General features: G+C 57.0%; 20 protein-coding genes and 2 tRNA genes. 11 read left to right on the top strand and 11 right to left on the bottom strand.

Going from position 1 to position 21,521, the window contains the following annotated elements:
- The first annotated feature begins 107 nt into the window (after positions 1–107).
- Both QPL96_RS07055 and QPL96_RS07050 read left to right on the top strand, forming a co-directional pair.
- Positions 108–1,427, top strand: a complete 1,320-nt coding sequence (locus QPL96_RS07055; RefSeq protein ID WP_303286590.1) for a PEGA domain-containing protein — start codon at positions 108–110, stop codon at positions 1,425–1,427.
- A gap of 52 nt (positions 1,428–1,479) precedes the next feature.
- Positions 1,480–2,571 (top strand): response regulator, encoded by a 1,092-nt coding sequence (locus QPL96_RS07050; protein ID WP_303286588.1) that lies wholly within the window; start codon positions 1,480–1,482, stop codon positions 2,569–2,571.
- Here QPL96_RS07050 and QPL96_RS07045 read toward each other — a convergent pair.
- Positions 2,531–3,211 carry a nucleotidyltransferase family protein gene (locus tag QPL96_RS07045; RefSeq protein WP_303286586.1) on the bottom strand — a complete coding sequence of 227 codons (681 nt, stop codon included), beginning with the start codon at positions 3,209–3,211 and terminating at the stop codon, positions 2,531–2,533. The genes QPL96_RS07050 and QPL96_RS07045 overlap by 41 nt on opposite strands.
- An 87-nt stretch (positions 3,212–3,298) precedes the next feature.
- Between QPL96_RS07045 and QPL96_RS07040 the strand changes: the two genes are divergently transcribed.
- Complete coding sequence (locus tag QPL96_RS07040; protein ID WP_303286584.1) at positions 3,299–4,150, top strand: 6-carboxytetrahydropterin synthase; 852 nt, start codon at positions 3,299–3,301, stop codon at positions 4,148–4,150.
- Positions 4,151–4,279: 129 nt separating this feature from the next.
- Here the strand turns inward: QPL96_RS07040 and QPL96_RS07035 are convergent.
- The 3 genes from QPL96_RS07035 to gltX form a co-directional block, all read right to left on the bottom strand.
- Positions 4,280–4,355 (bottom strand) — tRNA-Glu (locus tag QPL96_RS07035).
- 7 nt (positions 4,356–4,362) lie between these two features.
- Positions 4,363–4,438 (bottom strand) — tRNA-Ala (locus tag QPL96_RS07030).
- Between the two features lie 115 nt (positions 4,439–4,553).
- Positions 4,554–6,035 (bottom strand): glutamate--tRNA ligase, encoded by a 1,482-nt coding sequence (gene gltX / locus QPL96_RS07025; protein WP_303286582.1) that lies wholly within the window; start codon positions 6,033–6,035, stop codon positions 4,554–4,556.
- A gap of 214 nt (positions 6,036–6,249) precedes the next feature.
- Here gltX and QPL96_RS07020 point away from each other — a divergent pair, with 214 nt between their 5' ends.
- Positions 6,250–7,167: a zinc ABC transporter substrate-binding protein gene (locus QPL96_RS07020; RefSeq protein WP_303286581.1), complete on the top strand. Its 918-nt coding sequence runs from the start codon at positions 6,250–6,252 to the stop codon at positions 7,165–7,167.
- On the opposite strand, the gene QPL96_RS07015 is transcribed toward QPL96_RS07020, so the two are convergent.
- Positions 7,144–8,058, bottom strand: coding sequence for an AEC family transporter (locus QPL96_RS07015; protein ID WP_303286580.1), 915 nt, complete (start codon positions 8,056–8,058; stop codon positions 7,144–7,146). The two genes, QPL96_RS07020 and QPL96_RS07015, sit on opposite strands and share 24 nt — an antisense overlap.
- Positions 8,059–8,304: 246 nt before the next feature.
- Between QPL96_RS07015 and QPL96_RS07010 the strand changes: the two genes are divergently transcribed.
- From QPL96_RS07010 to QPL96_RS06980, 7 genes are all read left to right on the top strand, one after another.
- Positions 8,305–9,708: a hypothetical protein gene (locus tag QPL96_RS07010; protein WP_303286578.1), complete on the top strand. Its 1,404-nt coding sequence runs from the start codon at positions 8,305–8,307 to the stop codon at positions 9,706–9,708.
- A gap of 75 nt (positions 9,709–9,783) precedes the next feature.
- Complete coding sequence (locus tag QPL96_RS07005) at positions 9,784–11,226, top strand: hypothetical protein (protein WP_303286576.1); 1,443 nt, start codon at positions 9,784–9,786, stop codon at positions 11,224–11,226.
- A gap of 359 nt (positions 11,227–11,585) precedes the next feature.
- Complete coding sequence (dusA, locus tag QPL96_RS07000; RefSeq protein WP_303286574.1) at positions 11,586–12,653, top strand: tRNA dihydrouridine(20/20a) synthase DusA; 1,068 nt, start codon at positions 11,586–11,588, stop codon at positions 12,651–12,653.
- A 127-nt stretch (positions 12,654–12,780) separates the two neighbouring features.
- The gene (tal, locus tag QPL96_RS06995; RefSeq protein WP_303286572.1) at positions 12,781–13,746 is read left to right on the top strand and encodes a transaldolase; all 966 of its coding nucleotides are present in this window, start codon (positions 12,781–12,783) and stop codon (positions 13,744–13,746) included.
- A gap of 42 nt (positions 13,747–13,788) precedes the next feature.
- Entirely contained in the window at positions 13,789–14,238 is a 450-nt protein-coding gene (locus QPL96_RS06990) for a TerB family tellurite resistance protein (protein WP_303286570.1), read from the top strand.
- A gap of 12 nt (positions 14,239–14,250) precedes the next feature.
- A complete protein-coding gene (locus QPL96_RS06985; RefSeq protein WP_303286568.1) occupies positions 14,251–15,378 on the top strand; it encodes a 3-deoxy-7-phosphoheptulonate synthase in 1,128 nt (375 codons plus the stop codon).
- On the top strand, positions 15,375–16,199 hold the full coding sequence (locus QPL96_RS06980) for a glycerophosphodiester phosphodiesterase (RefSeq protein ID WP_303286567.1): 825 nt from the start codon (positions 15,375–15,377) through the stop codon (positions 16,197–16,199). The genes QPL96_RS06985 and QPL96_RS06980 overlap by 4 nt, the downstream gene beginning before the upstream one ends.
- A gap of 7 nt (positions 16,200–16,206) precedes the next feature.
- Here QPL96_RS06980 and sthA read toward each other — a convergent pair whose 3' ends face one another.
- The 6 genes from sthA to QPL96_RS06950 all read right to left on the bottom strand — a co-directional run bounded on the left by sthA (position 16,207) and on the right by QPL96_RS06950 (position 21,520).
- Positions 16,207–17,598: a Si-specific NAD(P)(+) transhydrogenase gene (gene sthA, locus QPL96_RS06975; RefSeq protein ID WP_303286566.1), complete on the bottom strand. Its 1,392-nt coding sequence runs from the start codon at positions 17,596–17,598 to the stop codon at positions 16,207–16,209.
- A gap of 64 nt (positions 17,599–17,662) precedes the next feature.
- Positions 17,663–17,911, bottom strand: a complete 249-nt coding sequence (nqrM, locus tag QPL96_RS06970) for a (Na+)-NQR maturation NqrM (RefSeq protein WP_303286565.1) — start codon at positions 17,909–17,911, stop codon at positions 17,663–17,665.
- 12 nt (positions 17,912–17,923) lie between these two features.
- Complete coding sequence (locus QPL96_RS06965) at positions 17,924–18,973, bottom strand: FAD:protein FMN transferase (protein WP_303286563.1); 1,050 nt, start codon at positions 18,971–18,973, stop codon at positions 17,924–17,926.
- Between the two features lie 9 nt (positions 18,974–18,982).
- The gene (gene nqrF / locus QPL96_RS06960; RefSeq protein ID WP_303286562.1) at positions 18,983–20,209 is read right to left on the bottom strand and encodes an NADH:ubiquinone reductase (Na(+)-transporting) subunit F; all 1,227 of its coding nucleotides are present in this window, start codon (positions 20,207–20,209) and stop codon (positions 18,983–18,985) included.
- A gap of 37 nt (positions 20,210–20,246) precedes the next feature.
- A complete protein-coding gene (gene nqrE / locus QPL96_RS06955) occupies positions 20,247–20,855 on the bottom strand; it encodes an NADH:ubiquinone reductase (Na(+)-transporting) subunit E (protein ID WP_303286561.1) in 609 nt (202 codons plus the stop codon).
- On the bottom strand, positions 20,855–21,520 hold the full coding sequence (locus QPL96_RS06950) for an NADH:ubiquinone reductase (Na(+)-transporting) subunit D (protein WP_117617548.1): 666 nt from the start codon (positions 21,518–21,520) through the stop codon (positions 20,855–20,857). The genes nqrE and QPL96_RS06950 overlap by 1 nt, the downstream gene beginning before the upstream one ends.
- Position 21,521: the final 1 nt, after the last annotated feature.

Genomic DNA, 21,521 nt, shown 5'->3' with positions numbered 1-21,521 from the left:
TGCATTCTCGTTAACTCCAGACACTTTCTGTTACATAACGTTGTACTCACTGGTTAAGATGAAGCGGTAGACAGAATTTCGAGAATGCAGGATTAAGAGGTTCCGCCATGGTCGATCTCAGACCACTTCTGTTCATCAACGCCCTGGCGCTCATGTTGCTGGTCACCGCCGGGTTCGCGTCGGTCCGGGACGAGCTTCGGATGACGGAAGTCTTCGAACCACCCATCATGGCCCAGGCCGTTGCCGCTGAAACTAATGCAACCGGCAAGCCGCCAGCACCCGCACCGGCTGAACCGGAACCCGCAAATACAGTGCAAGCCCGTACCGACGCCCGTCAGCCCATTGTCGATGCCACCCCGTTCACCGTACCGCCCCTGCCCGAGGCGTCCACGGTTCTGGCGGTCGCCGAACCGCCCTCGGCAATGGCAACCCGCACGGACGCCGCTCCGGCGGTGCAAAAGCAGGCTCGCAACAAACCCGGGAAGCAACCACCAACCACCGGCACCCTGGTGCTTCGCTCAAACGTTGTGGGCGATCAGGTCACCATCAACGGTAAGGATTACGGCGCAACCCGCCTGGAACTGGAACTGGAACCGGGCCGGTACGATGTCACCATCAGCAAGACCGGCTTTAAACCCTGGAGCCAGTACGTTGCCCTGGAAGCCGGTAAAGAAATGACGCTGGTGGGCGAGCTGGAAGCCTTAACCACGGTGAATTTCCAGGACGGCATCTGGATCGGCGGCGTGAAGACAGGGGATGGCACCTACCAGGATGCCGATGGCCTGCGCTACGAGGGCCATTTCGTGGATGGCCAATTCCACGGACAGGGCACCGCCTGGTACCCCGACGGCAGCCGCTACGAGGGAGGCTGGTCTGCCGACAAGCGCGAGGGCGAAGGTGAATGGCGCAGTGCGGACGGCGCCCGCTACTCCGGCGACTTCCGGGCGGACCAGTTCAACGGTAAAGGCACACTGACTCTGGCGAACGGGGATATCCTTACCGGCCACTGGCAGCAGGGGCAACTCAATGGCCACGGCTCACTGACCACCGCTGACGGCGTGCTCTACGTCGGCGGGTTCCGTAACGATGAATTCCACGGCACCGGCACACTGACTTACCCGGACGGACGCCACTATGAGGGTGAATTTTCCAACGGAGCCTTCCACGGTACCGGCTCCGAGGTCTTCGCCAATGGCAAGAAGTACGAGGGCCAGTACATCGAAGGCAAGTTCCATGGCAACGGCCTGTTAAGGAACCCGAATGGCAGCTCCATTGAAGCCACCTTCCGTCATGGCGAGCCCTATGGACAGGTTCGCCTGACCACGGCGGCGGGGGAAACCTTCACAGCCCGCACAACGGAGCCCGGTGTCTGTTATCGGGACAAAAGCTACCGGGCTACCGAGTGCCCGAAACTGGAAGGCTGGTAATCACGCCGGCCCGATAACAAACGCGTTTGCAGTAAACGATTGAGGTAGTGACATGGCGATCAAGAACGCTCTGCTCGTGGACGACTCCAAGGTGGCCCGGTTTGCCCTGAGCAAACTGCTGGAGGATCGTGACATGGAAGTCAACATGGCGGGTTCGGCCGAGGAGGCCCTGGATTTCCTGAGCAGTCATGACCGGCCGGATGTGATCTTCATGGATCATTTGATGCCAGGCATGAACGGCGTCGAAGCCACCAAGGTGATCAAGTGCAACCCCCAGACAGCGGGCATTCCGATCATCATGTGCACGTCCAAGAAATCCTCGTCCTTCATGGAAGAGGCGAAGAACTTCGGCGTTTACAACATCCTGACCAAGCCGCCCCAGACCGATGGCCTTAGCCATGTCCTGGATCAACTGGCCAACGATGTCACCAAGGGAACGCTGCCCAAGCCACCCACCGAAGAGGCCACCCTGGCCCGGGACGACGACCTGTTGAACGTACCTGCAGATGCCTCGGTCGAGCTCTCTCCCAAAAACGGAGGTTCCGCAAGCCGGGGCAGCACCCAGGCCAACGTTGTCCCGCTGACCAGCGATCTTATTGAGCAGATTGCCCGCTCCGCTGTTAAAACCCATATCAACAACCGGCTGCATGAACTGCTCAGCTCCCTGTTTGATGAGCAGTTTGACCACCTCAAGCGCGCTCTGGACGAATCCCGCGGTAAACAGGAGGCGGTCATTGAGGAACGCCTCAATACCATTTCTGACATGGTCGAAGAGCGCACGAAAAACCTGCGGGATGACGTTGCCGCCGAGGTCAACCTGAGCCTGGGTAGTGAGCTTGCAGTACTGAAGAAGGAGCTCAAAAAGAACTCCGGATTCACCAGCGAGCACATGGCCGAACTGAAGGACCACATCACCAGCGTCCAGACCATTGATACGGAGTTCTGGCAAACCCTGCAATCCGAGGCGATTCAGCAGGCCCACGAGATTTCCCGGGAAACCGCGGAAGACATTGCCCAGCGCACCATCGATTTGTTCGTCGCCCAGCAGCGAACAGCGGCGTCCCGGGCCTACACCATTGGCCTGGCCGTCAGTCTTGGCGTCTTCAGTGTCGGAATCGCATGGTTGTCGGGCCTGTTTGGTTGAGCAGGGCTCTGATTCTTTGCCAGTCGGCCGGGGTGTCCACATCGTCGTGGACCCCTGGTATGTCCACCCGGGTTGCCCTCACCTCCGCCAGCAGCCGTCCGGCTCCACGGTCCCCTTCCAGATCCAGCACCAGGGGCCACAGCCAGCGAGGCAGATAGGCCGGAACACCGGGCCGGCTGCCGTAATCCGCCGCGATTGGTTGCCCAGAAACATAACGCGCGGCATTCCCAAACGCCTCCAGGGCATTTAGATCCAGCAGCGGCTGATCCGCCAGCAGCACAAAGACTCCTTTCGCCGTCGGCCCCAGGCTGCGGATTCCGGCAGCCAGTGACGCCGACATCCCCTCATGCCAGTCTGGCGCTTGCAACCATAGCGAAGGTTGCCTGCGGCAACGAAAACGGATCAAAGGGTACCAGGCGCCGCAAACTACCCGGACATCACGGCTCAATAACCGGCCCTGGTCAATGGCCGCGTCCAGCAGGATTTGCCTGCCCTCACTCCCACCGGCGCCAAGGGGCAGAAGCGCCTTGGGCCGCCCAATCCGGCTCGAAGCACCGGCGGCCAGTATCAGTGCCGGAAATTCCTGATCGTTGATCTGTCTGCGGAAGTTTATGATGTTGCGCCCGATAGCAATAAGCAATGGTCCCCGGCACTCAGCCCGACTGCTGCACCCTGGGATTTTTGCTAGAATTCGTCCATCAATCAACCATACCCGCCCGGAAATTTGATGAACCATCTGTTTATAGACAACCTGACCGTTATTGATTTCGCGTATCTGGACCCGGCGAGGGGACTGGTGGGTGAGAGCTGGGTTGCGGATGTGGTGCTTGGCGGGGAGCTGGACGAACAGGGAATGGTGTTCGACTTCAGCAAGGTAAAGCGCACCATCAAACGGGTGATCGACGAGCGCGTCGACCACCGGCTGGTGATTGCGCGTGGCTACCAGGGCTTGTCCTGGAACGAGGAACAGCCGGACACCTTTACCTGGGCGCTGACCGATGGCGCCGAGATCATTCACCGCTCGCCGGACGAAGCCATCGTCTGGTTGTCGGCAGAACGGGTCGTACCTTCTGCGGTGGCTGCCCTGCTGGAACAAGAGATCAAGGCAGTGCTTCCGGCGAACGTAACCTCCGTGGAGGTCAATCTTCGGGAAGAGGAAATCGACGGTGCTTACTATCACTACGTGCATGGCCTGAAGAAGCATCTCGGTAACTGCCAGCGCATCGCTCATGGCCACCGCTCCCCGATTCGCATTGATCGCAACGGGCACCGGGATCATGACCTGGAGCGTCGCTGGGCGAAGCTCTGGCGGGATATTTACGTGGGCTCCGAGGAAGACGTGGTACGGCGCCATGTCGGCGAAGCCGGCGTTCGGTACGTGACCTTCGAGTATGAGGCCAATCAGGGGGAGTTTGCGCTGACACTGCCTGAGGAGCGGGTTTACATGCTCGATACCGACACCACAGTGGAGCTGATTGCGGCGCACATGGCCGATAAACTGAAGGTGGAGTTTCCCACTGACACTATTCGGGTCAAGGCTTATGAAGGTGTGGGCAAAGGCGCTATCGCGGAACGTTGAGTGAAGATGGGGTCAGATGAAAACGGGGTCAGATGAAACTTTCATCTGACCCCATCTTCAGACACAAAAAAACCGCCCAAAGGCGGTTTTTTTGATGGCTTTCCGGTGGACTAAACCGTCAAGCCGCATTGGCGTCCCCTAGGGGGTTCGAACCCCTGTTGCCGCCGTGAAAGGGCGGAGTCCTAGGCCACTAGACGAAGGGGACTAGAAATTGGTGGAGCCAAGCGGGATCGAACCGCTGACCTCAACACTGCCAGTGTTGCGCTCTCCCAGCTGAGCTATGGCCCCTCAACGGCTGCGTATATTAAGGATCCGCCCTATGGGCGTCAACCTTTTGAACGCACTTTTTTCAGTTTTCTGGACACTCCTGTTCAGGCCGTTTATTAATTCACCAAAGCGGTTGTCAAATACCCAGTGCGGCGTATTCTTTTTCCACTTTCTTGGTTTCCTTCCTGGAGAAGCCGCCGAGCACTTCCAGCGCATGACGCAGCCGGGAGCGGGTCATGTCCGGTCCCAGTAGGGCCATGGAGTCCATCACTGACCAGGAGTTGGGGGTGCCGGCAATGGCCACGAAGATGGAGAACATGAAGTCACCCATTTTCAAATCCATGGCTTTGGTCAGCGCCTTTATGTCAGCAAAGATGGTGTCTTTGCTCCAGTGGCGCTGGGCTTCAAGCTTCCAGAGGGTGAATTGCAGAACCCGCTTGACCTGCGCCTCTTCGAGCTTGTTGTGTGCGAAGTCTTCCGGCTTCAGGTTGAGCATGCCGGAGAACATGAACTGGGCCATGGGCGCCACATCGGAGAACACGTCCGCCCTGCCCTTGATGTGAGGCACCAGGGCGCCCAGGGCGTCTTCGTTGAACCACCACTGACGCATGCGCTCCATGAACTGCTCTTCAGTCAGATCCTCCCGCAGCCATTGGCCGCTGAGCCAGCGAAGTTTTTCCACATCGAAGACCGGACCACCCAGGGAAACGCGCTGGATGTCGAAGTTCTCGATCATCTCGTCCAGGGTGAACTTTTCCCGTTCGTCCGGCATGGACCAGCCCATGCGTCCCAGATAGTTGGTAACCGCTTCCGGCAGGAAGCCCATACGCTCATAGAAATTGATACTGGTCGGATTCTTGCGCTTGGAGAGTTTGCTCTTGTCCGGGTTGCGCAGCAGCGGCAGGTGGCAAAGCACCGGCATGTCCCAGCCAAAATACTGGTACAGCAGTTTGTGCTTGGGTGCCGAGTTGATCCACTCCTCGCCCCGCAGCACGTGGGTGATTTCCATCAGGTGATCATCAACCACGTTGGCCAGGTGGTAGGTTGGCATGCCATCGGATTTGAGCAGGATCTGGCAATCCACCTGGGCCCAGTCGATCTCAATGATGCCGCGGAGCATGTCGTCGATCTCGCAGATACCCTCGTCGGGCACTTTCATGCGGATCACGTAAGGCTCGCCGGCATCCAGGCGGCGCTTTACCTCTTCTTCCGACAGCTCCAGGTTACCCTTGATTCCGGGGTTCAGGCCCTGGGCCTTGCGTTCTTCCCGGATGGCATCCAGCTGTTCCGGGGTACGGAAGCAGTAAAAGGCATGGCCGGCGGTGACCAGGTCCTCGGCGTACTGGCGGTACGAATGCTTGCGTTCGGACTGCCGGTAAGGACCGTGGGGGCCACCCACATCGGGACCTTCGTCCCAGTTAAGCCCCAGCCAGCGCAAGGCCTTGAGGATGTCCTGCTCCGACTCCGCCGTGCTTCTGGCCTGGTCGGTATCTTCAATACGGAGGATGAACTGGCCACCGTGCTGGCGGGCGAAACACAGGTTGAACAGGGCCACGTAGGCGGTACCAACGTGTGGATCACCGGTGGGTGACGGAGCAATTCGGGTACGTACTGTCATGAAACCTTCCTGAAAAGTCTCTGGCCGTTTGATAAATCCGGCATTATACCGGCCCTCAACCGGTTTGGCATGATCAAGGCGTTTCCGAGGCCAGATAAATCCCGGCATCGGCACTTTATTTTGCGATTTCGCGGCAATCACCACTTTTGCGACAACCACCAAAGATCAGTTACATTATAACGTTACATACTCAATCGCAGGACCCCAAATACCCATGCGCGCTCCCGGAAACGCACTTTCACTGGCACTCGGTGCCAGCATTCTCCTTGTAAGCAACATCCTGCATGCCGAAACCCGCATTGTTACCTCCATTAAGCCTGTCGAGCTGATCGTCCGCGCCATTGCCACGGAAGACATGCAGACAACCAGCCTGGTTCCAGCGGGCTCAAGCCCGCACAACTACACCATGAAACCTTCCCAGCGGCGCGCCCTGGAAAATGCCGATGTAATTTTCTGGGTGGGACCGGAGATGGAAAACTTTCTGTACCGGCTTCTGTCGGGACAAGAATTCAGCAGCCGCACCGTAAAGCTGATGACAGGTGAGCACGAGTCCGACAACGCCGGGCAAAGTGATCAGGATGCTCAAGGCCACAATCATGGCAATGGTGAAGACCCGCACATCTGGCTTGACCCCGAGCTGGCCATCGAAATGGCCGAAACCATTCGCGATGCACTAGCGCGGCTGGACAGCGTCAACCTTCCGGCCATGGATCAGAACTTCGAGCAGTTCCAGGCCAGCGTTCGGGAAACTGAGAGCGCCATTCGTGCCCGGTTGGCTCCAGCGCACGACATCAGCCTGTTCTCCTACCACAGTGCCTTCACCCGATTTGCTGATTATTACGATCTGAAACTGGAGGGTGTTCTGACACTGAACCCGGAACTCTCACCGGGCGCACATCATATTGCCGAGGTTCAGGGCAAACTGCGCAAAGGCCACCATCCCTGCCTGCTGACCGAGCCCCAGTTTAATCAGCAATGGTGGAAATCGATCACGCAAAACCTGGACGTCACATTCAGCACCTGGGACCCCCTGGCGTCGGAGATCAAGGCAACTGCGAATAGCTATAGCGATTTTCAGCACAGCATTGCCGATGCCGTACTCAAATGCCTACCAGAGAATACTCAGCATTAGCGGAATGGACGCGATGGCCAGCAGAGTCTGGCCACTGATGATACCCGCCATCAGTGGGGCATCGCCCCCCAACTGGCGAGCCAGTATGTAAGCAGATGTGGCGGTCGGCAGGGACGCCAGCAGGACGGCAACCTGGACCATCAGCCCATCGAGACCCAGCAATAGCGCCAGCCCCGCGGTCATCAGGGGGAAAGCGACCAGTTTCAGAACGGAAGAAACGATGAAAGGCAGGGACGCCCCTCGCAGCGCCTTCAATTGAAGACCCGCACCCACCGTCATCAATCCCATGGGCAAAGCCAGATTACTGAGTGGCTCAAGTATGCCGCCAATCAGGGGATGGAAACCAATTTCGAAAAAGCTCCAGACAACACCGATCACCGAGCCAACAATCAACGGATTGGTGCCAATGGCCCTGAACACCGGCCCAAGCCGTACCGGCTCGTCCGTCGCCACCAGCGAAAACATCAGGATACACAGGAGGTTGAGCAGCGGCACCATGACGGCAACCGCTATTGCCGTCAACGACAGTCCCTCATCGCCCAGCAACATGCCCCCGGCAGCCAGGCCAACGTAGGAGTTGAACCGGATGGCGCCCTGGTAAACGGATGAAAACACCGGACCACTCCAGCGCCAGAACCATTGCGCCAGCGCCAGGAACAGGGTCATCGCCAGCAGCATGGACCCGACAAGCAAGACAATATCGCCGTATGCCGAGGCAGGCAAGCGGGCCTGCCCCAGCTTGAAGACCAGCATCGCCGGGAACAGTACATAATAGGTAAAGCGCTCCGCCTGGGGCCAGAAATCGCCGCCCGGGAAGTCAACACGCCGGAACAGATGCCCGAGCATGATCAGGACAAATACCGGCAGCAGGGCCTGCGCCATCAGGGGCATATATGTGAACTCCGGAATCTGAAAAGGGCGGGCCAGGCGTCTGCGCGGCAGAAATTCCAGGTAGGATAGCAAAAGCCCGCTACATCTTCCTGACTCAGTCATCCGTTGCCGACATTATCGGCATCACACAAGCGACTCGATCACCTTTTCGTCTAAAGCCCATTAATTATTTGACACGCTCTGAAAGACATGTTTTTCTATTCGGGCCAATAACAAAGTGCTAAAAACGCACACAGGAGCATAAATATGTCTGCTAAGCCCATGTCGTTCAAGAAACTGACACTTTCCACTGCGATCCTGGCATCACTCGGCCTCGGAGCGGCCCAGAGTAACGCCGCAGAGATCGAGTTCTTTGGTACCGCCAAGGTCAAACCCACCTACTATTCTAACTTTGACTTTGATAACCAAAAAGAAGATGGCATAACGCTCAATGAAGGCGGCGTTGTCAGCGGTAACGGCGCTCATACCCGTGCCGAAACGCGTCTGGGCTGGAAAGCCGTCGGCGATGACTGGTCGGTCAAGATGATCACCGAGTCCGATCAGATTCTGACCAAAGACAACGTTGACCGTAGTTTTTATACTACAGCGGAAAAGAACGGCCTGCCCAACGCGGGTGGCGAATTCGGTATCGAGCGCGCCGAACTCCTCTACTCGCTTGCGCCGGCTGTGCAGCTGCAGGCGGGCTGGGACCTACGCTATCTCGATCTGCAGTCCGGCGGCCTGCTATACGGTGACGATCATCCGTTTGTCGGCTTGCGGGGCAAGAGCAACAACACCAGCTACGAAGTGCTCTATATTCCGATCAACAATGCGGTAAAAACCGGCTCCAGTGAAGCAGGAGACTGGCGCGTCTACAGCGCCAAGGTAAGCCAGAAGATAGCGGACTGGACGCTCAGCCCGATCCTGGCGTACAGCGACAACGTTGATAGATATGCCGATGTGACCTATTTCGGCCTGGAAGGCTTCGGCAAGATTGGCGGTGCCAACCTGTCGTTTGAAGTGATCGGCGCCGATGGCACTGTCGGTGAGCGTGACCTGAGCTCCGCAGCTGCCTACGCCGGTATCGAACTCCCTGTCAACGACAGCTTCAGCCCCTATGTGGCGGTCAGATATACCCAGGGCGACAGTGACGCAACCGACAACAAGGTCGAAGGCTTTAACGGTATCACCGATATCGGCCGCTTCAGTGGCCTGATGGGCATGGACGGCAACATCCTCGGCGAAAACCTGAGCACCGGTTATGGCGCAACACTGTATGCCTACTCGCCGGAGCGTACTGGCGGCGCGGGCGTACAGGGTTACGGCGGCATCGGTAACGGTGCATCGGGTATCAACCCGGGGTCGCAGATCCTCGCGTTCGGCACCAAGGGCGCACTAGCCAGTGTGGCACCGAACCTGTCTTACAAGGCTCAGTTGTTCATGATCTGGTTTGATGAGACCGGCAACCTGGTCAATGCCAAAAACCCCGGCCAAAAGGTTGATGATTATGCCGGCACTACCGTGGACCTGCAACTGAAGTACGCCTTCAACCTGAACTTTTCGATGGATTATATCCTCTCGACGTTCGTTCCGGGTGACGGCATTCAAGATCAGACCAACTCCAATGATAGTGCCTACGTTAATACGCTGAGCATGAACTGGACGTACTAAACCGACCATCCGAACAGTGATCAAGTAGCAAGGCAAACGATACTTTTGTATCGTTTGCCTTTTTTTGGAGGCAATATGATCGGCATCGCTCAGATCAATTCCAGGCTCCCCGTCCTGCTCATTTGGCTGCTGTCTGTCGCCTGGTTGCCAACAGCCCATGCGGAATGGGCTCAGACAGAGAAATCATTAGCCGCGTGGGACGGTAACAAAACCATCGATTTTATCATGACCGGTGATGATCGCAGGCTCGCCCTGGAGTCACTGGAACTGCTGCGACGGCTCGTTAGCCTCGGCTACCAGATAACCCTGGGGCGGCATGCCGACTCACCGGACAGTGCACTGGAGTTACGCTTAACCGTGACAAACGGGATGGCAACACTGGTGCTTAACCGTACGCGGGACGGCATGACCATCGGCGCCGAACAGCGGCAGCTTGCTGGGGCGACGGCTACGAACTACGCCAATAAGACGGTGCGGCCGGCTAGCCGGCCGTCAGTTGGCAACTTTGTCCCTGACCGTCGTATTGACCTGAATCAACAGCCGCTGCGCATTATCTCATTAAATCAGCCTAACCCCGATATTTTGCGGGTGGCGCTGTTAGATTCGAAGGGATTATCGGTCTATGACATTGATAACGGAGAGGTTTTAAAGTCGGTCGCTGAATTCAGACCGCCTGATGCGAACCTGGACGCTTTGTACCTGGATGCCGGTGATATTGACGCGGACGGCAACCCGGAGATCGTCGCGGTATGGGGCGAGAATAATCTGGCTGCCTTTGATGGCATCGATACCAGGCTGCATGCCTGGATATTGGCTCTGGACGACGACGCGCTTAGGCCGGTCAGCGATGATTTGCAGGCCTATCTGCGCATTAACAACAACACCGTCTATCTGCAACGGCGCGGGGTTTATGAGGCTTTTGCCGGCAAGGTGTACCAATTGGAAGGCAATGACGGCGCATTCAGCATTGCCAAAACACCGGCATTCCTGGGGTTAAGTAATATTTATCGGGACACCCCCATTGACGACGCATCCGCATTCTCATTCGATGATAATGACCGGTTATTATATCGGAGCGGTTTTGGACAGCCGCAAACGGAGGTAACGAGCGCACCCTATTCAGACTCGCTGGGAGAGATCACATTTCCTGTGGTCTACGTGAAACTGGAGCAGCCGGAGTATCCACTGGGGTTTGCTGAGAGTGATCGCGTCCTGGAGCGGGCGGTCCCGCTGGCACGGCGAGTGCAAATCAAGGGTGATATCGCTTATACCCAGGTGCGGGGCCGAAAAACGTCTCTGTTCGGAACCAAAGCGGAAGGGGCGGATCGGATAGTGGCAATCGATAGTCGATCAGGACAGGTGTCAGAGCCATTTGCCGCCGTGGGGAACTTTATCCTCGACTTTACAGTAATGAAGGGCCCCAATAACGCCCGCGTCGCTATTTTACTGCTAAATGACAAACCCGATGGTTCAGGCCGCTCGAGTCTTCGTATTCAGCAAGATTCCACCAGCCAATAACCACCCGCAGTTCGGGTAGGGTGGTAGATGGTTGACGGATAGCTGCCAACACGAGCCGCTCTTCCGGAGCGGCTTTGAGTGAAAGAACAAATAGTATCACATCACCCGTGCGCAGGGTGCGCCTGGACTCCGTGCTCTTTCCGTACTTTTCCCGTACTCGAGTGTTTTCTCCAGATCCCCAAGCCTAGACGTTCGATCAGGTCGCCCGGTATGATCTGGTACCATCGGCACGCGCTCTGACAATAATGGCAGGCACGGCGCTCTCCACGCTCCTTATTATGGTTTATGGTGCTCCAAACCGAGTTTTGGAGCACTTCTGGAGCAGTGATTACGGCAAAAATGGTGAAAACGGGTAATAAATGGTGTATGTCAGTGACGCAAAAAGGGCAGGAAATTCAGCGGCAAGCAGCGCTAACACTGGTGGCGAGCCATCCCGGAGGTTTTGCATCGCCCCGATGATGGACTGGACCACCAGTCACTACCGCTTCCTGGCGAGGCAACTGAGCCGACATACGCTGCTCTACACCGAGATGGTCACCACGGGCGCTCTTATCCACGGTGATACCGCCCGCTTCCTGCGCCACGACGAGGCCGAATACCCGCTGGCGTTGCAGTTGGGCGGCAGTGATGCCGGTGAACTGGCGCACTGTGCGAGGCTTGCACAACAGTATGGATTTGATGAGGTTAACCTGAATGTTGGCTGTCCCAGCGACCGGGTTCAGAATAACATGATGGGTGCCTGCCTGATGGCGAACCCGGACAAGGTGGCCGAAGGTGTAAAGGCAATGATTGAGGCAACAGATCTGCCCGTTACCGTAAAACACCGGATCGGGATCGATGGCCGGGCGTCCTGGGACGATCTGTGCGAGTTCGTGGAAAAAGTGGCCGCTTCCGGTTGCCGGACTTTCATCGTGCATGCCCGCATTGCCGTTCTGGAGGGTCTGAGCCCCAAGGAGAACCGCGATATTCCGCCACTCAAATACGACTGGGTATACCGCCTGAAGGCCAAATACCCGCACCTGGAAATGATCATTAACGGCGGCATCAAGACCTTCGACGAGTGCCACGAGCATCTTCGGCACACCGACGGCGTGATGCTCGGCCGGGAGGCTTATCACAATCCCTGGCTGCTGGCAGGCGTTGATCCGCAGTTTTTCGGGCAGGCCGCTCCGGTGGAAACCCGGCATCAGGCGCTTCGGGCCATGCTTCCGTTTATCCAGAGCGAGCTTGAGCGCGGCGTGTTCCTCACCCACATGTCCAGGCACCTGCTGGGCCTGTTCCACGGCCAGCCGGGTGGGCGACAATTCCGGCGCTACATCAGCGAGAATGCCCAAAAATCCGGCGCTGGCCTGGAAGTTATCGAGAGCGCGCTGGACGCACTGGAAAAGGTGCGTGAACCGGCAACGCCGGAGATTGCCGAAGCTTAATCGCCCCTGAGGCATACCATACCTTTTGTTGTCTTGTTCCTGTCAGAGCGGCCCGCTATTGTAGGGGTATGATCAGCGCCCGGGATTCAGGCGCGCCAAAAACCAATCAACGGGGACGACAGGACGAATGACCAGCAAGCTCGACCAACTGAAATCCATGACCACCGTGGTGGCAGACACCGGCGACATCGACGCCATTGCCAAATGGCGGCCGGAAGATGCCACCACAAACCCGTCGCTTCTGCTTAAGGCGGCCGCCTCCGAGGTGTATCGCCCGATGCTGGACAAGGCAATAGCTGAAGCCCGCCGCCACGGCGGCTCGGACGCCGAGCAGTTGACCATGGCAACAGATATGCTGGCCGTGCTTGCCGGCCGGGAAATCCTGAATCTGATTCCAGGGGTTGTTTCCACCGAAGTCGATGCACGGCTTTCGTTTGACACCACGGGGACGCTGGAGCGGGCCCGCGGCCTGGTTGAGCTTTACGACAGGCAGGGGGTGGATACCAACCGTGTGCTGATCAAGATTGCGTCTACCTGGGAAGGCATCCGGGCCGCCGAGCAACTGGAGAAGGAAGGCATACATTGCAACCTTACGCTGCTGTTCTCCTTTATCCAGGCTGCCGCCTGCGCCCAGGCCGGGGCATTCCTGATCTCACCCTTCGTTGGGCGAATTCTGGACTGGCACCTGGCCAACAGTGGCCGCGACAGCTACCCGGCCGCCGAAGATCCAGGCGTGCTTTCGGTGACCCGGATCTATAATTACTTCAAGGCCAACGGCTTCAACACCGTGGTGATGGGGGCCAGCTTCCGCAACAGCGGTGAAATCGAGATGCTCGCCGGCTGCGACCGACTGACAATCAGCCCTGCCCTTTTGCAGGAACTGAAAGACGACCAGGGCGATCTGCCGCAACAACTGTCGGCTGATTCGGCCAGCTCGCCGGATCGCTTTGGTGCTATCGATGAAAAGCTGTTCCGCTGGGAATCCAACGAAGATGCCATGGCCACGGAAAAGCTGGCCGATGGCATTCGGCGCTTTGCGGCGGACCAGATTGAACTTGAAAACCGGGTCCGGCAGCACGCGAAAGCCGCCTGACTCCGGGCCAGACACCGAACACAGGAGTACGACTGTCCGACCATGATCGAGCACCTGAAAAAACTGTTTGCGGGGCCGGAAGATGAACACAAAAAGCCTGACAACCGTCAGTTGGCTGTGGCAGCCACGGCGCTGATGGTGCAGCTGTCCCGGGTTGACCAGAATGAAGATGAGCGGGAACTGCAAGCCATTGTCGATGGCGCGGTTAAAGCGCACCAGGTCTCCCGGGCGGAAGCCGTGGAAATCCTGCAGGACGCCCTCAGCCACGCCGACGATGCCACCTCGCTTTATGAATTTACCGGTCAGATCAACGAACACCTGGATCAGGAAGGCAAACAGGCGCTGCTTGAGAGCATCTGGCGCGTGGCCTTTGCGGACGGGCGCATCGACAAATACGAAGAACACCTTATTCGCCGCATGGCAGACCTGCTTCACCTTAACCATCGGGAATACGTGCAGGCAAGGCACCGCGCGGAAGGCGCCGGTTCATAAAAAGGAGACAGCATGTTAGCCATCCTTCACCCCAACACCGCTCTGGATAGTGAAGAATACCGCCAGACAATGCATTACCTTGAGAATCTGCCAGGTGTTACCGTGCGGGTTCACGAGGTTCAGGGCGCCACCCAGCGGCTGACCGAGATCTATCTGCTGGGCGACACCAAGCCCCTGAACAAGGAAGAAATCGAGGCACTTCCGGCGGTTGAGCGGGCCATTCGCATATCGGAGGATTACCGCATTCTCGGCCGTCACCGGGACGACCGGCGGCAAAGCGGGTTCACCTATAATGGCGTGGAATTCAATCAGACCAACCTGAACATCTTCGCCGGTTTGTGCGCTGTCGATGTACCCGAACATGTCGACATGATGATGAAGGCTCTGGAGGAAAGTGGCGAAATCTGCACCCGGATGGGCGCCTACAAACCGCGCACCAATCCCTATTCGTTCCAGGGCCATGGCAAGGACTGCCTGCCCTGGGTGTTTGAGAAAGCCGGTAAACATGGCATCAGGGTGATCGCCATGGAGATCACTCACGAAAGCCATATTGAGGAAATCGATACCTGCCTGGAAAAACTCGGCCGGCCCACCGGTGTCATGCTGCAGGTGGGCACCCGGAACACCCAGAACTTCGAGCTGCTGAAGGCCATTGGCCGTCAGAGCACCTACCCCGTGCTGCTAAAGCGTGGTTTTGGCATCACCCTGAATGAGTCCCTGAACGCCGCTGAATACCTCGCCAGCGAAGGCAACGCCAACGTCATCTTCTGCCTGAGGGGCATGAAAACAGAGGCCGGCCAGCCCCATCGCAACATGGTGGATTTTGCCCATGTTCCGGCCGTTAAACGCCTGACCCGCATGCCGGTGTGCGTGGACCCATCCCACTCGGTCGGGACCCGGGAGCAGTCGCCGGATGGCATTCTCGATGTTATGCACGCGACAGCCCAGGGCGTTATCGCGGGCGCCAACATGGTGCTCGTGGATTTTCACCCGAAACCGGAAAAAGCCCTGGTGGATGGCCCCCAGGCCCTGCTGATGCACGAATTACCGGCTTACCTCGAAGATATCCGCCTCTGCCATGACACCTGGAAGAAACGCCAGGCCATCTATCAACGCCTGAAGGACGAAGCACCCGCATGATCGTTTACGGACACAGAGGTGCCAAAGGAGAGGCCCCGGAGAATACCCTGCCGGGCTTTGTGCATGCCTACCGCCACGGCATCCGGCACTTCGAACTGGATCTGGTACTGTCGAAGGACGGAAAGCCGGTGCTGGTGCACGACCTGTCGGTTGACCGCACCACTGACCGGAAAGGCAGTATCAGTCAATACACCGCTGCCGAACTGGGGGCCATGGATGCAAGGCGCAATACCCATTCATGGCCCAAGCCTACCGGCATACCAGCACTGGAAGACCTTCTGGATCAGTTTGACGACCTGGAACATTTGCAACTGGAGGTCAAGAAGGACAATCGCGCCAGGCTCAATATCCTCTGTAACCGGCTGACGGAGGTGATCCAGCGCCGGAGCCTGTATCAGACCGCTGCGATCACCTCGTCGGACACCTGGTTTCTGAAGGAAATCCGGCGGCGCAACAAAAACATCCGCATCGGGCTGGTAACAGAAAGAAAGTTCCCGCGCCCCCTGAGCATGGCCAGCCGCCTGGAATGCGAATACCTCTGCATTAACTGGAAGCTGTGCTCAAAGGAGCTTGTTGAACAAGCACATCGCCGTGGCATGCACGTCTCCACCTGGACAGTGAACCGCATTCACGACATGCTGCAGTTGGAAAAAATGGGGGTGGACAGCATTATTACCGACTACCCCACCAGCACCCGGATGTTTTTCGATAACCGGGCCAAGGCATTGTTGAGCTTGCCTGCGAGGGAAGCGCTAAATGTGGAGCCCGAGATGAACGTGGGGTCAGATGAAAGCCTTCATCTGACCCCTGGTTCGCACTGAAGCCGAATCAGAAGATCCGGTTCAGGCCATTAAGAGCAGCAACCCGGTAAGCCTCGGCCATGGTCGGGTAATTGAAGGTGGTATTGATGAAGTAGTTCAGGGAGTTCGCCTCCCCTTCCTGATTCATGATCGCCTGGCCGATGTGGACAATTTCCGCTGCCTGGTCCCCGAAACAGTGAATGCCCAGAATCTGGCGCGTTTCCCGGTGGAACAGGATCTTCAACATACCAACAGCCTCTCTGGTGATCTGGGCCCGGGCCAGATCCTTAAAGAAGGCCTGTCCAACCTCATAGGGCACTTTGGCTTCGGTCAACTCACGTTCCGTTTTACCAACGGAGCTGATTTCCGGAATGGTATAGATCCCGGTTGGCACGTCTGAAACAAACCGGAAGTATTCGTCCTGAACGATGTCCGAGGCGGCCGAACGGCCCTGATCGTAGGCGGCACTGGCCAGACTTGGCCAGCCAATCACATCCCCCGCGGCGTAAATAGTTTCAACCTCGGTACGGTAATGCTCATCAACGGCCAACTGACCACGACCATTCGGCACCAGACCAATATTTTCAAGGCCAAGCTTCTCGGTATTGCCGCTACGGCCGTTGCACCACAGGAAAGCGTCTGCACGGATCTTTTTACCGGACTGCAGAGACAGCACAATGCCATGGTCGTCACCCACAACCGACTCGTACCGCTCATTGTGACGCACCAGGACACCGTTATTGCGCAGGTGATAACTCAGGGCATCGGAAATTTCGTCATCGAGAAACGACAACAGCCTGCTGCCCGGGTTGATCAGATCCACTTTCACACCCAGCCCGGCGAAAATTGAGGCGTACTCCGAGCCAATAACACCGGCTCCGTAGATAACCAACGTCCGCGGCGTGTGGGACAGGTTCAGAATGGTGTCGGAGTTATAGATCCGGTGATGGCGGAAATCTATGTCCGGTGGCAGATAGGGCCGGGAACCGGTAGCAATGACAGCCTGCCTGAAGTGAAGGGTTTCCAACGACTTGCTGCCGCGGATTTCAAGCCGGTTCCGGTCAATGAAAAACGCACGGCCATTGATCAGATCCACCCGGTTACGTGCGTAGAACTGGGTCCGGAGCTTGACCTGCTTGCCTATCACCTTCTGGGCGTTCTGCAAAACCCTCGGGAAGGAGAACCAGCGAGGCTCCCCGATATCCCGAAACATCTGGTTGGTGTTAAAGGTGATGATCTGCTTTACGGAATGACGCAGGGCCTTGGACGGAATAGTGCCCCAGTGGATGCAGTTGCCGCCAACCGTGGGCTTGTCCTCGATGATCGCGACACGTTTGCCGTGTTTGGTCGCATTCATCGCCGCGCCTTCGCCGGACGGACCAGCGCCGATAACGACGACGTCGTAATGATGTTCTGCCATGCGCGCAGTGACTCCTTATCTACGTCGTGAAAAGATGGAGGTAATTGTTGAAAGCAGAATCAGATCAATGCTTGCGGGTCCTGGTGGCGTCGTAAGCCAGGGCCTCGGGCGCTTTTCCTTCATTGGCCAGTCGCTCGTTTTCTTCCTCGCATTTTTGGGTATTACCACCGCAGATATCACAGGACTGGCTGATACCCAAAGCGCTAATGCCACCACAGGTTCCGCTGATCGGCTTGCGCCCGAAAATAACGCCAATGGACATGGCTGCAACCAGCAGCACCACAATAAACAAAACCAATAGAAAGGTACCCATGTTGCCCTCCCCTCACTGAGTCACGTAGGACGAAAAGGCCGGCGTCTGGTGCGTCTCGAAACCTTCATCCGTCCTGACAATAAAATAGGCCGGTATATTTTCCCTCACCGCGAGCGCATTGGCTCGTTCGTAGCCCATCACATTAAAACCGGTTGCCAGAGCATCCGCCGTCATACCGTCATCTGCAATCACCGTCACCGACGCCAGATTGTGTGTGATCGGCTCCCCGGTCTCAGGGTCTATTGTATGGGAGTATCGACGTCCTTCCGATTCGTAATAGTTCCGATAGTCGCCGGATGTCGCCATGGCTCGGGATTCCAGTGACACCACCCTGTTAACCTGCCGCCCTTCAGATACCGGTTGCTCTATCGCCAGGCGCCAGGTGCTGCCGTCCGGTTTTCGCCCATTGACCCGGACTTCCCCGCCGATCTCCACGAGGTAGGCCTGCACGCGCTGAATGTCGAGAAAGCGGGCCACCGCATCCACGCCATAGCCCTTGGCGATGGCAGAAAGATCCACGTATTGCGGCGTGGATGCCCGCACTGACGGGGGACTGGCTCTCAGCTCAAGCTTTTCAAAACCGGTCGCAGACAAAATCTCTGCAAGTTCCTCACCTGAGGGTATCGTTTCCGGTTGGGCCTGCGGCCCGAACCCCCAGAGATTCACCACCGGGCCAATTGTTACATCAAAGGCTCCGCCGGTCAGTTTCGAGATTTCATCGGCCTTTTGGAGCACCTCGAACAGCCCCTCGGAAACCGGCGTCCAGTCCGACTGGTCCGACTGCTGATTAAACCGGGACAATTCCGAATCTTCACGCCAGGTGGACATAGAGGCATCTACGCCTTCGAGCACCCTTTCGATACCGTCTGCCAGCGCCTCAAGCCTTTGCTGATCGTCCGTCAATACCACACTGATGTGGTAGCTGGTGCCAAAAACGGGGCCTGATATTTCCCAGATTTGTTCTTCAGGCTGAAACGAGCAACCCGCCAGGGCGGCGATGGCCAGCGCTGCAAAAGCGCTGGCCATCGCCGCCCTGGCGGGTCGAAGCATGCGGAATGTCATCAGGATTGCTTAACCTCCGAAGTCATCCAGCATGATGTTTTCGTCCTCAACGCCCAGGTCCTTGAGCATCTTGATAACAGATGCGTTCATAATTGGGGGCCCACACATGTAGAACTCACAATCTTCCGGAGCCGGGTGGTCCTTCAGGTAGTTTTCGTACAACACGTTATGGATAAAGCCGGTTGGCCCTTCCCAGTTGTCTTCCGGCAGCGCGTCTGACAGTGCAACATGCCACTCGAAATTATCATTTTCCTCGGCCAGGCCGTCGAAGTCTTCCACGTAGAACATCTCGCGAACGCTTCGCGCACCGTACCAGAAGCTGATCTTTCGCTTCGAGTTCAATCGCTTGAGCTGGTCGAAAATGTGGGAGCGCATGGGCGCCATACCTGCGCCACCACCGATGAAGACCATTTCGGCATTGGTCTTCTTGGCGAAAAACTCACCAAACGGCCCCATAACGGTCACCTTGTCACCCGGCTTCAGGTTAAACACGAAGCTGGACATGATGCCCGGGTTATGATCCGTACCGGGAGGTGGCGTGGCAATACGGATATTGAACTTGAGAACGCCCCTCTCTTCCGGGTAGTTCGCCATGGAGTACGCCCGGATGGTTTCTTCCTTGTTCACCGCCTTGTAACGCCAGATATTGTGCTTGTCCCAGTCTTCCCGAAACTCTTCCTCGATATCGAAATCCTTGAAGTCGATCTCAAAGGGAGGACACTCAAGCTGAACGTAACCGCCGGCACGGAAGTCTACTTCTTCCCCTTCGGGCAGCTTCAGCACCAGCTCCTTGATGAAGGTAGCCACGTTGTGGTTTGAGACAACCTCACATTCCCACTTCTTGACGCCGAAGAACTCTTCCGGCACTTCCACCTTCATATTGTGCTTGACGGGAACCTGGCAGGACAGGCGCCAGCCCTCTTTCTCTTCACGGTTGGTGAAGTGGGTCTTTTCCGTCGGCAGCATGGCGCCGCCGCCTTCAAACACCTTGCACTTGCACTGCGCGCAGGTGCCGCCGCCGCCGCAGGCGGAAGACAGGAAAATGCCATTGTTCGCCAGGGTACCGAGCAGCTTTCCGCCAGCTGCGGTCCTCAACGTGTGCTCAGGATCATCGTTAATCTCAATGGTCACGTCACCGGTACTTACCAGCCTGGACCTTGCCGCAAGAATCACCGCGACAAGGGCCAGAACGATAACGGTGAACATGACCACGCCGAGAATAATTTCTGTATTCATGGTCTCGCCTTTTTGTTAAACCGTATCACCGGATGAGTTACAGGGAAATGCCGGAAAAGGACATAAAGCCCAGAGACATCAGACCAACGGTAATGAAGGTAATGCCCAGCCCGCGCAAACCTTCCGGAACATCGCTGTATTTGAGCTTTTCGCGGATAGCCGCCAGGGCGATAATTGCCAATGCCCAGCCAAGGCCAACACCAAAGCCATACACCACACTCTCGCCGAAGGCATAGTCACGCTCCACCATAAACAGCGAGGCACCGAGAATGGCGCAGTTCACTGTTATCAGAGGCAGGAATACGCCCAGGGCGGCGTAAAGTGCCGGTATGTACTTGTCCATGACCATTTCCATGATCTGGACAATCGCTGCGATTACACCAATGTAACTCAGGTATCCGAGAAAGCTCAGATCAACATTCGGCAGGCCGGCCCAGCCCAGGGCGCCCTCACGAAGAACGCTGTTGTACAGAAGGTTGTTAACCGGAACGGTAACCGTCAGCACCACCACAACAGCAATACCCAGGCCTATCGCAGCTTCAATCTTCTTGGATATGGCGAGAAAGGTGCACATCCCCAGGAAGAACGCCAGCGCCATATTCTCAACGAAAACAGCCTTTACGATCAGGTTGATATAATGTTCCATCAAAAAGCCTCCTTGGCGGTGTGGCGGGACAGCTTGTAGTCCGGCTCTTCAACCTGCTCCGGCTTCCAGATACGCAACCCCCAGATGGCCAGGCCAATGATGAAGAAAGCACTGGGCGGCAGAAGCAAAAGGCCATTGGGCACATACCAGCCGCCCTCGTTCACGGTAGGTAACAGGGTGAAACCAAACAGGGAGCCGGCACCAATCAGCTCGCGGAAGAAAGCCACGAACATCAGCATGACGGAGTATCCCAGACCGTTACCAATACCATCCAGGAAGCTCATGAGCGGCGGATTGTTCATGGCATAGCCTTCCGCGCGGCCCATAACGATACAGTTGGTGATAATCAAACCCACGAAAACCGACAGTTGCTTGGAGATCTCGTAGGCGTAGGCCTTGAGAATCTGATCAACCACGATGACCAGGGAAGCAATGATGGTCATCTGCACAATGATCCGGATACTGCCCGGGATCTGAGTGCGTATCAGCGATACCGCCAGGTTTGAGAACGCAGTGACCGCAATAACCGCCAGCGACATGACGAGACTCACGTTCATGCTGGTGGTTACCGCCAGTGCCGAGCAGATACCCAGAATCTGAAGGGCGATGGGGTTATTGTTTAAAATTGGTTCGAAAAGAACCTGCTTGACCGATCCGGCTGCCATG

It is taken from the genome of Marinobacter sp. SS8-8, assembly GCF_030540945.1.
In the GTDB taxonomy this organism is placed as follows: domain Bacteria; phylum Pseudomonadota; class Gammaproteobacteria; order Pseudomonadales; family Oleiphilaceae; genus Marinobacter.
Note: the sequence above shows the minus strand (reverse complement) of the source record. Positions and strands in the feature narration are given on the sequence as shown.

What these genes read in the sequence shown, in the direction of transcription:
- dusA (WP_303286574.1), top strand. Translation starts at nt 11,586, where the DNA reads ATGGTGTATGTCAGTGACGCAAAAAGGGCAGGAAATTCAGCGGCAAGC.
- QPL96_RS06985 (WP_303286568.1), top strand. Translation starts at nt 14,251, where the DNA reads ATGTTAGCCATCCTTCACCCCAACACCGCTCTGGATAGTGAAGAATAC.
- sthA (WP_303286566.1), bottom strand. Translation starts at nt 17,598, where the DNA reads ATGGCAGAACATCATTACGACGTCGTCGTTATCGGCGCTGGTCCGTCC.
- QPL96_RS06965 (WP_303286563.1), bottom strand. Translation starts at nt 18,973, where the DNA reads ATGACATTCCGCATGCTTCGACCCGCCAGGGCGGCGATGGCCAGCGCT.
- gltX (WP_303286582.1), bottom strand. Translation starts at nt 6,035, where the DNA reads ATGACAGTACGTACCCGAATTGCTCCGTCACCCACCGGTGATCCACAC.
- QPL96_RS07005 (WP_303286576.1), top strand. Translation starts at nt 9,784, where the DNA reads ATGATCGGCATCGCTCAGATCAATTCCAGGCTCCCCGTCCTGCTCATT.
- QPL96_RS07040 (WP_303286584.1), top strand. Translation starts at nt 3,299, where the DNA reads ATGAACCATCTGTTTATAGACAACCTGACCGTTATTGATTTCGCGTAT.
- QPL96_RS07020 (WP_303286581.1), top strand. Translation starts at nt 6,250, where the DNA reads ATGCGCGCTCCCGGAAACGCACTTTCACTGGCACTCGGTGCCAGCATT.
- nqrE (WP_303286561.1), bottom strand. Translation starts at nt 20,855, where the DNA reads ATGGAACATTATATCAACCTGATCGTAAAGGCTGTTTTCGTTGAGAAT.
- QPL96_RS06950 (WP_117617548.1), bottom strand. Translation starts at nt 21,520, where the DNA reads ATGGCAGCCGGATCGGTCAAGCAGGTTCTTTTCGAACCAATTTTAAAC.
- tal (WP_303286572.1), top strand. Translation starts at nt 12,781, where the DNA reads ATGACCAGCAAGCTCGACCAACTGAAATCCATGACCACCGTGGTGGCA.
- QPL96_RS07055 (WP_303286590.1), top strand. Translation starts at nt 108, where the DNA reads ATGGTCGATCTCAGACCACTTCTGTTCATCAACGCCCTGGCGCTCATG.
- QPL96_RS07010 (WP_303286578.1), top strand. Translation starts at nt 8,305, where the DNA reads ATGTCTGCTAAGCCCATGTCGTTCAAGAAACTGACACTTTCCACTGCG.
- nqrM (WP_303286565.1), bottom strand. Translation starts at nt 17,911, where the DNA reads ATGGGTACCTTTCTATTGGTTTTGTTTATTGTGGTGCTGCTGGTTGCA.
- QPL96_RS06990 (WP_303286570.1), top strand. Translation starts at nt 13,789, where the DNA reads ATGATCGAGCACCTGAAAAAACTGTTTGCGGGGCCGGAAGATGAACAC.
- nqrF (WP_303286562.1), bottom strand. Translation starts at nt 20,209, where the DNA reads ATGAATACAGAAATTATTCTCGGCGTGGTCATGTTCACCGTTATCGTT.
- QPL96_RS07050 (WP_303286588.1), top strand. Translation starts at nt 1,480, where the DNA reads ATGGCGATCAAGAACGCTCTGCTCGTGGACGACTCCAAGGTGGCCCGG.
- QPL96_RS07015 (WP_303286580.1), bottom strand. Translation starts at nt 8,058, where the DNA reads ATGCCCCTGATGGCGCAGGCCCTGCTGCCGGTATTTGTCCTGATCATG.
- QPL96_RS06980 (WP_303286567.1), top strand. Translation starts at nt 15,375, where the DNA reads ATGATCGTTTACGGACACAGAGGTGCCAAAGGAGAGGCCCCGGAGAAT.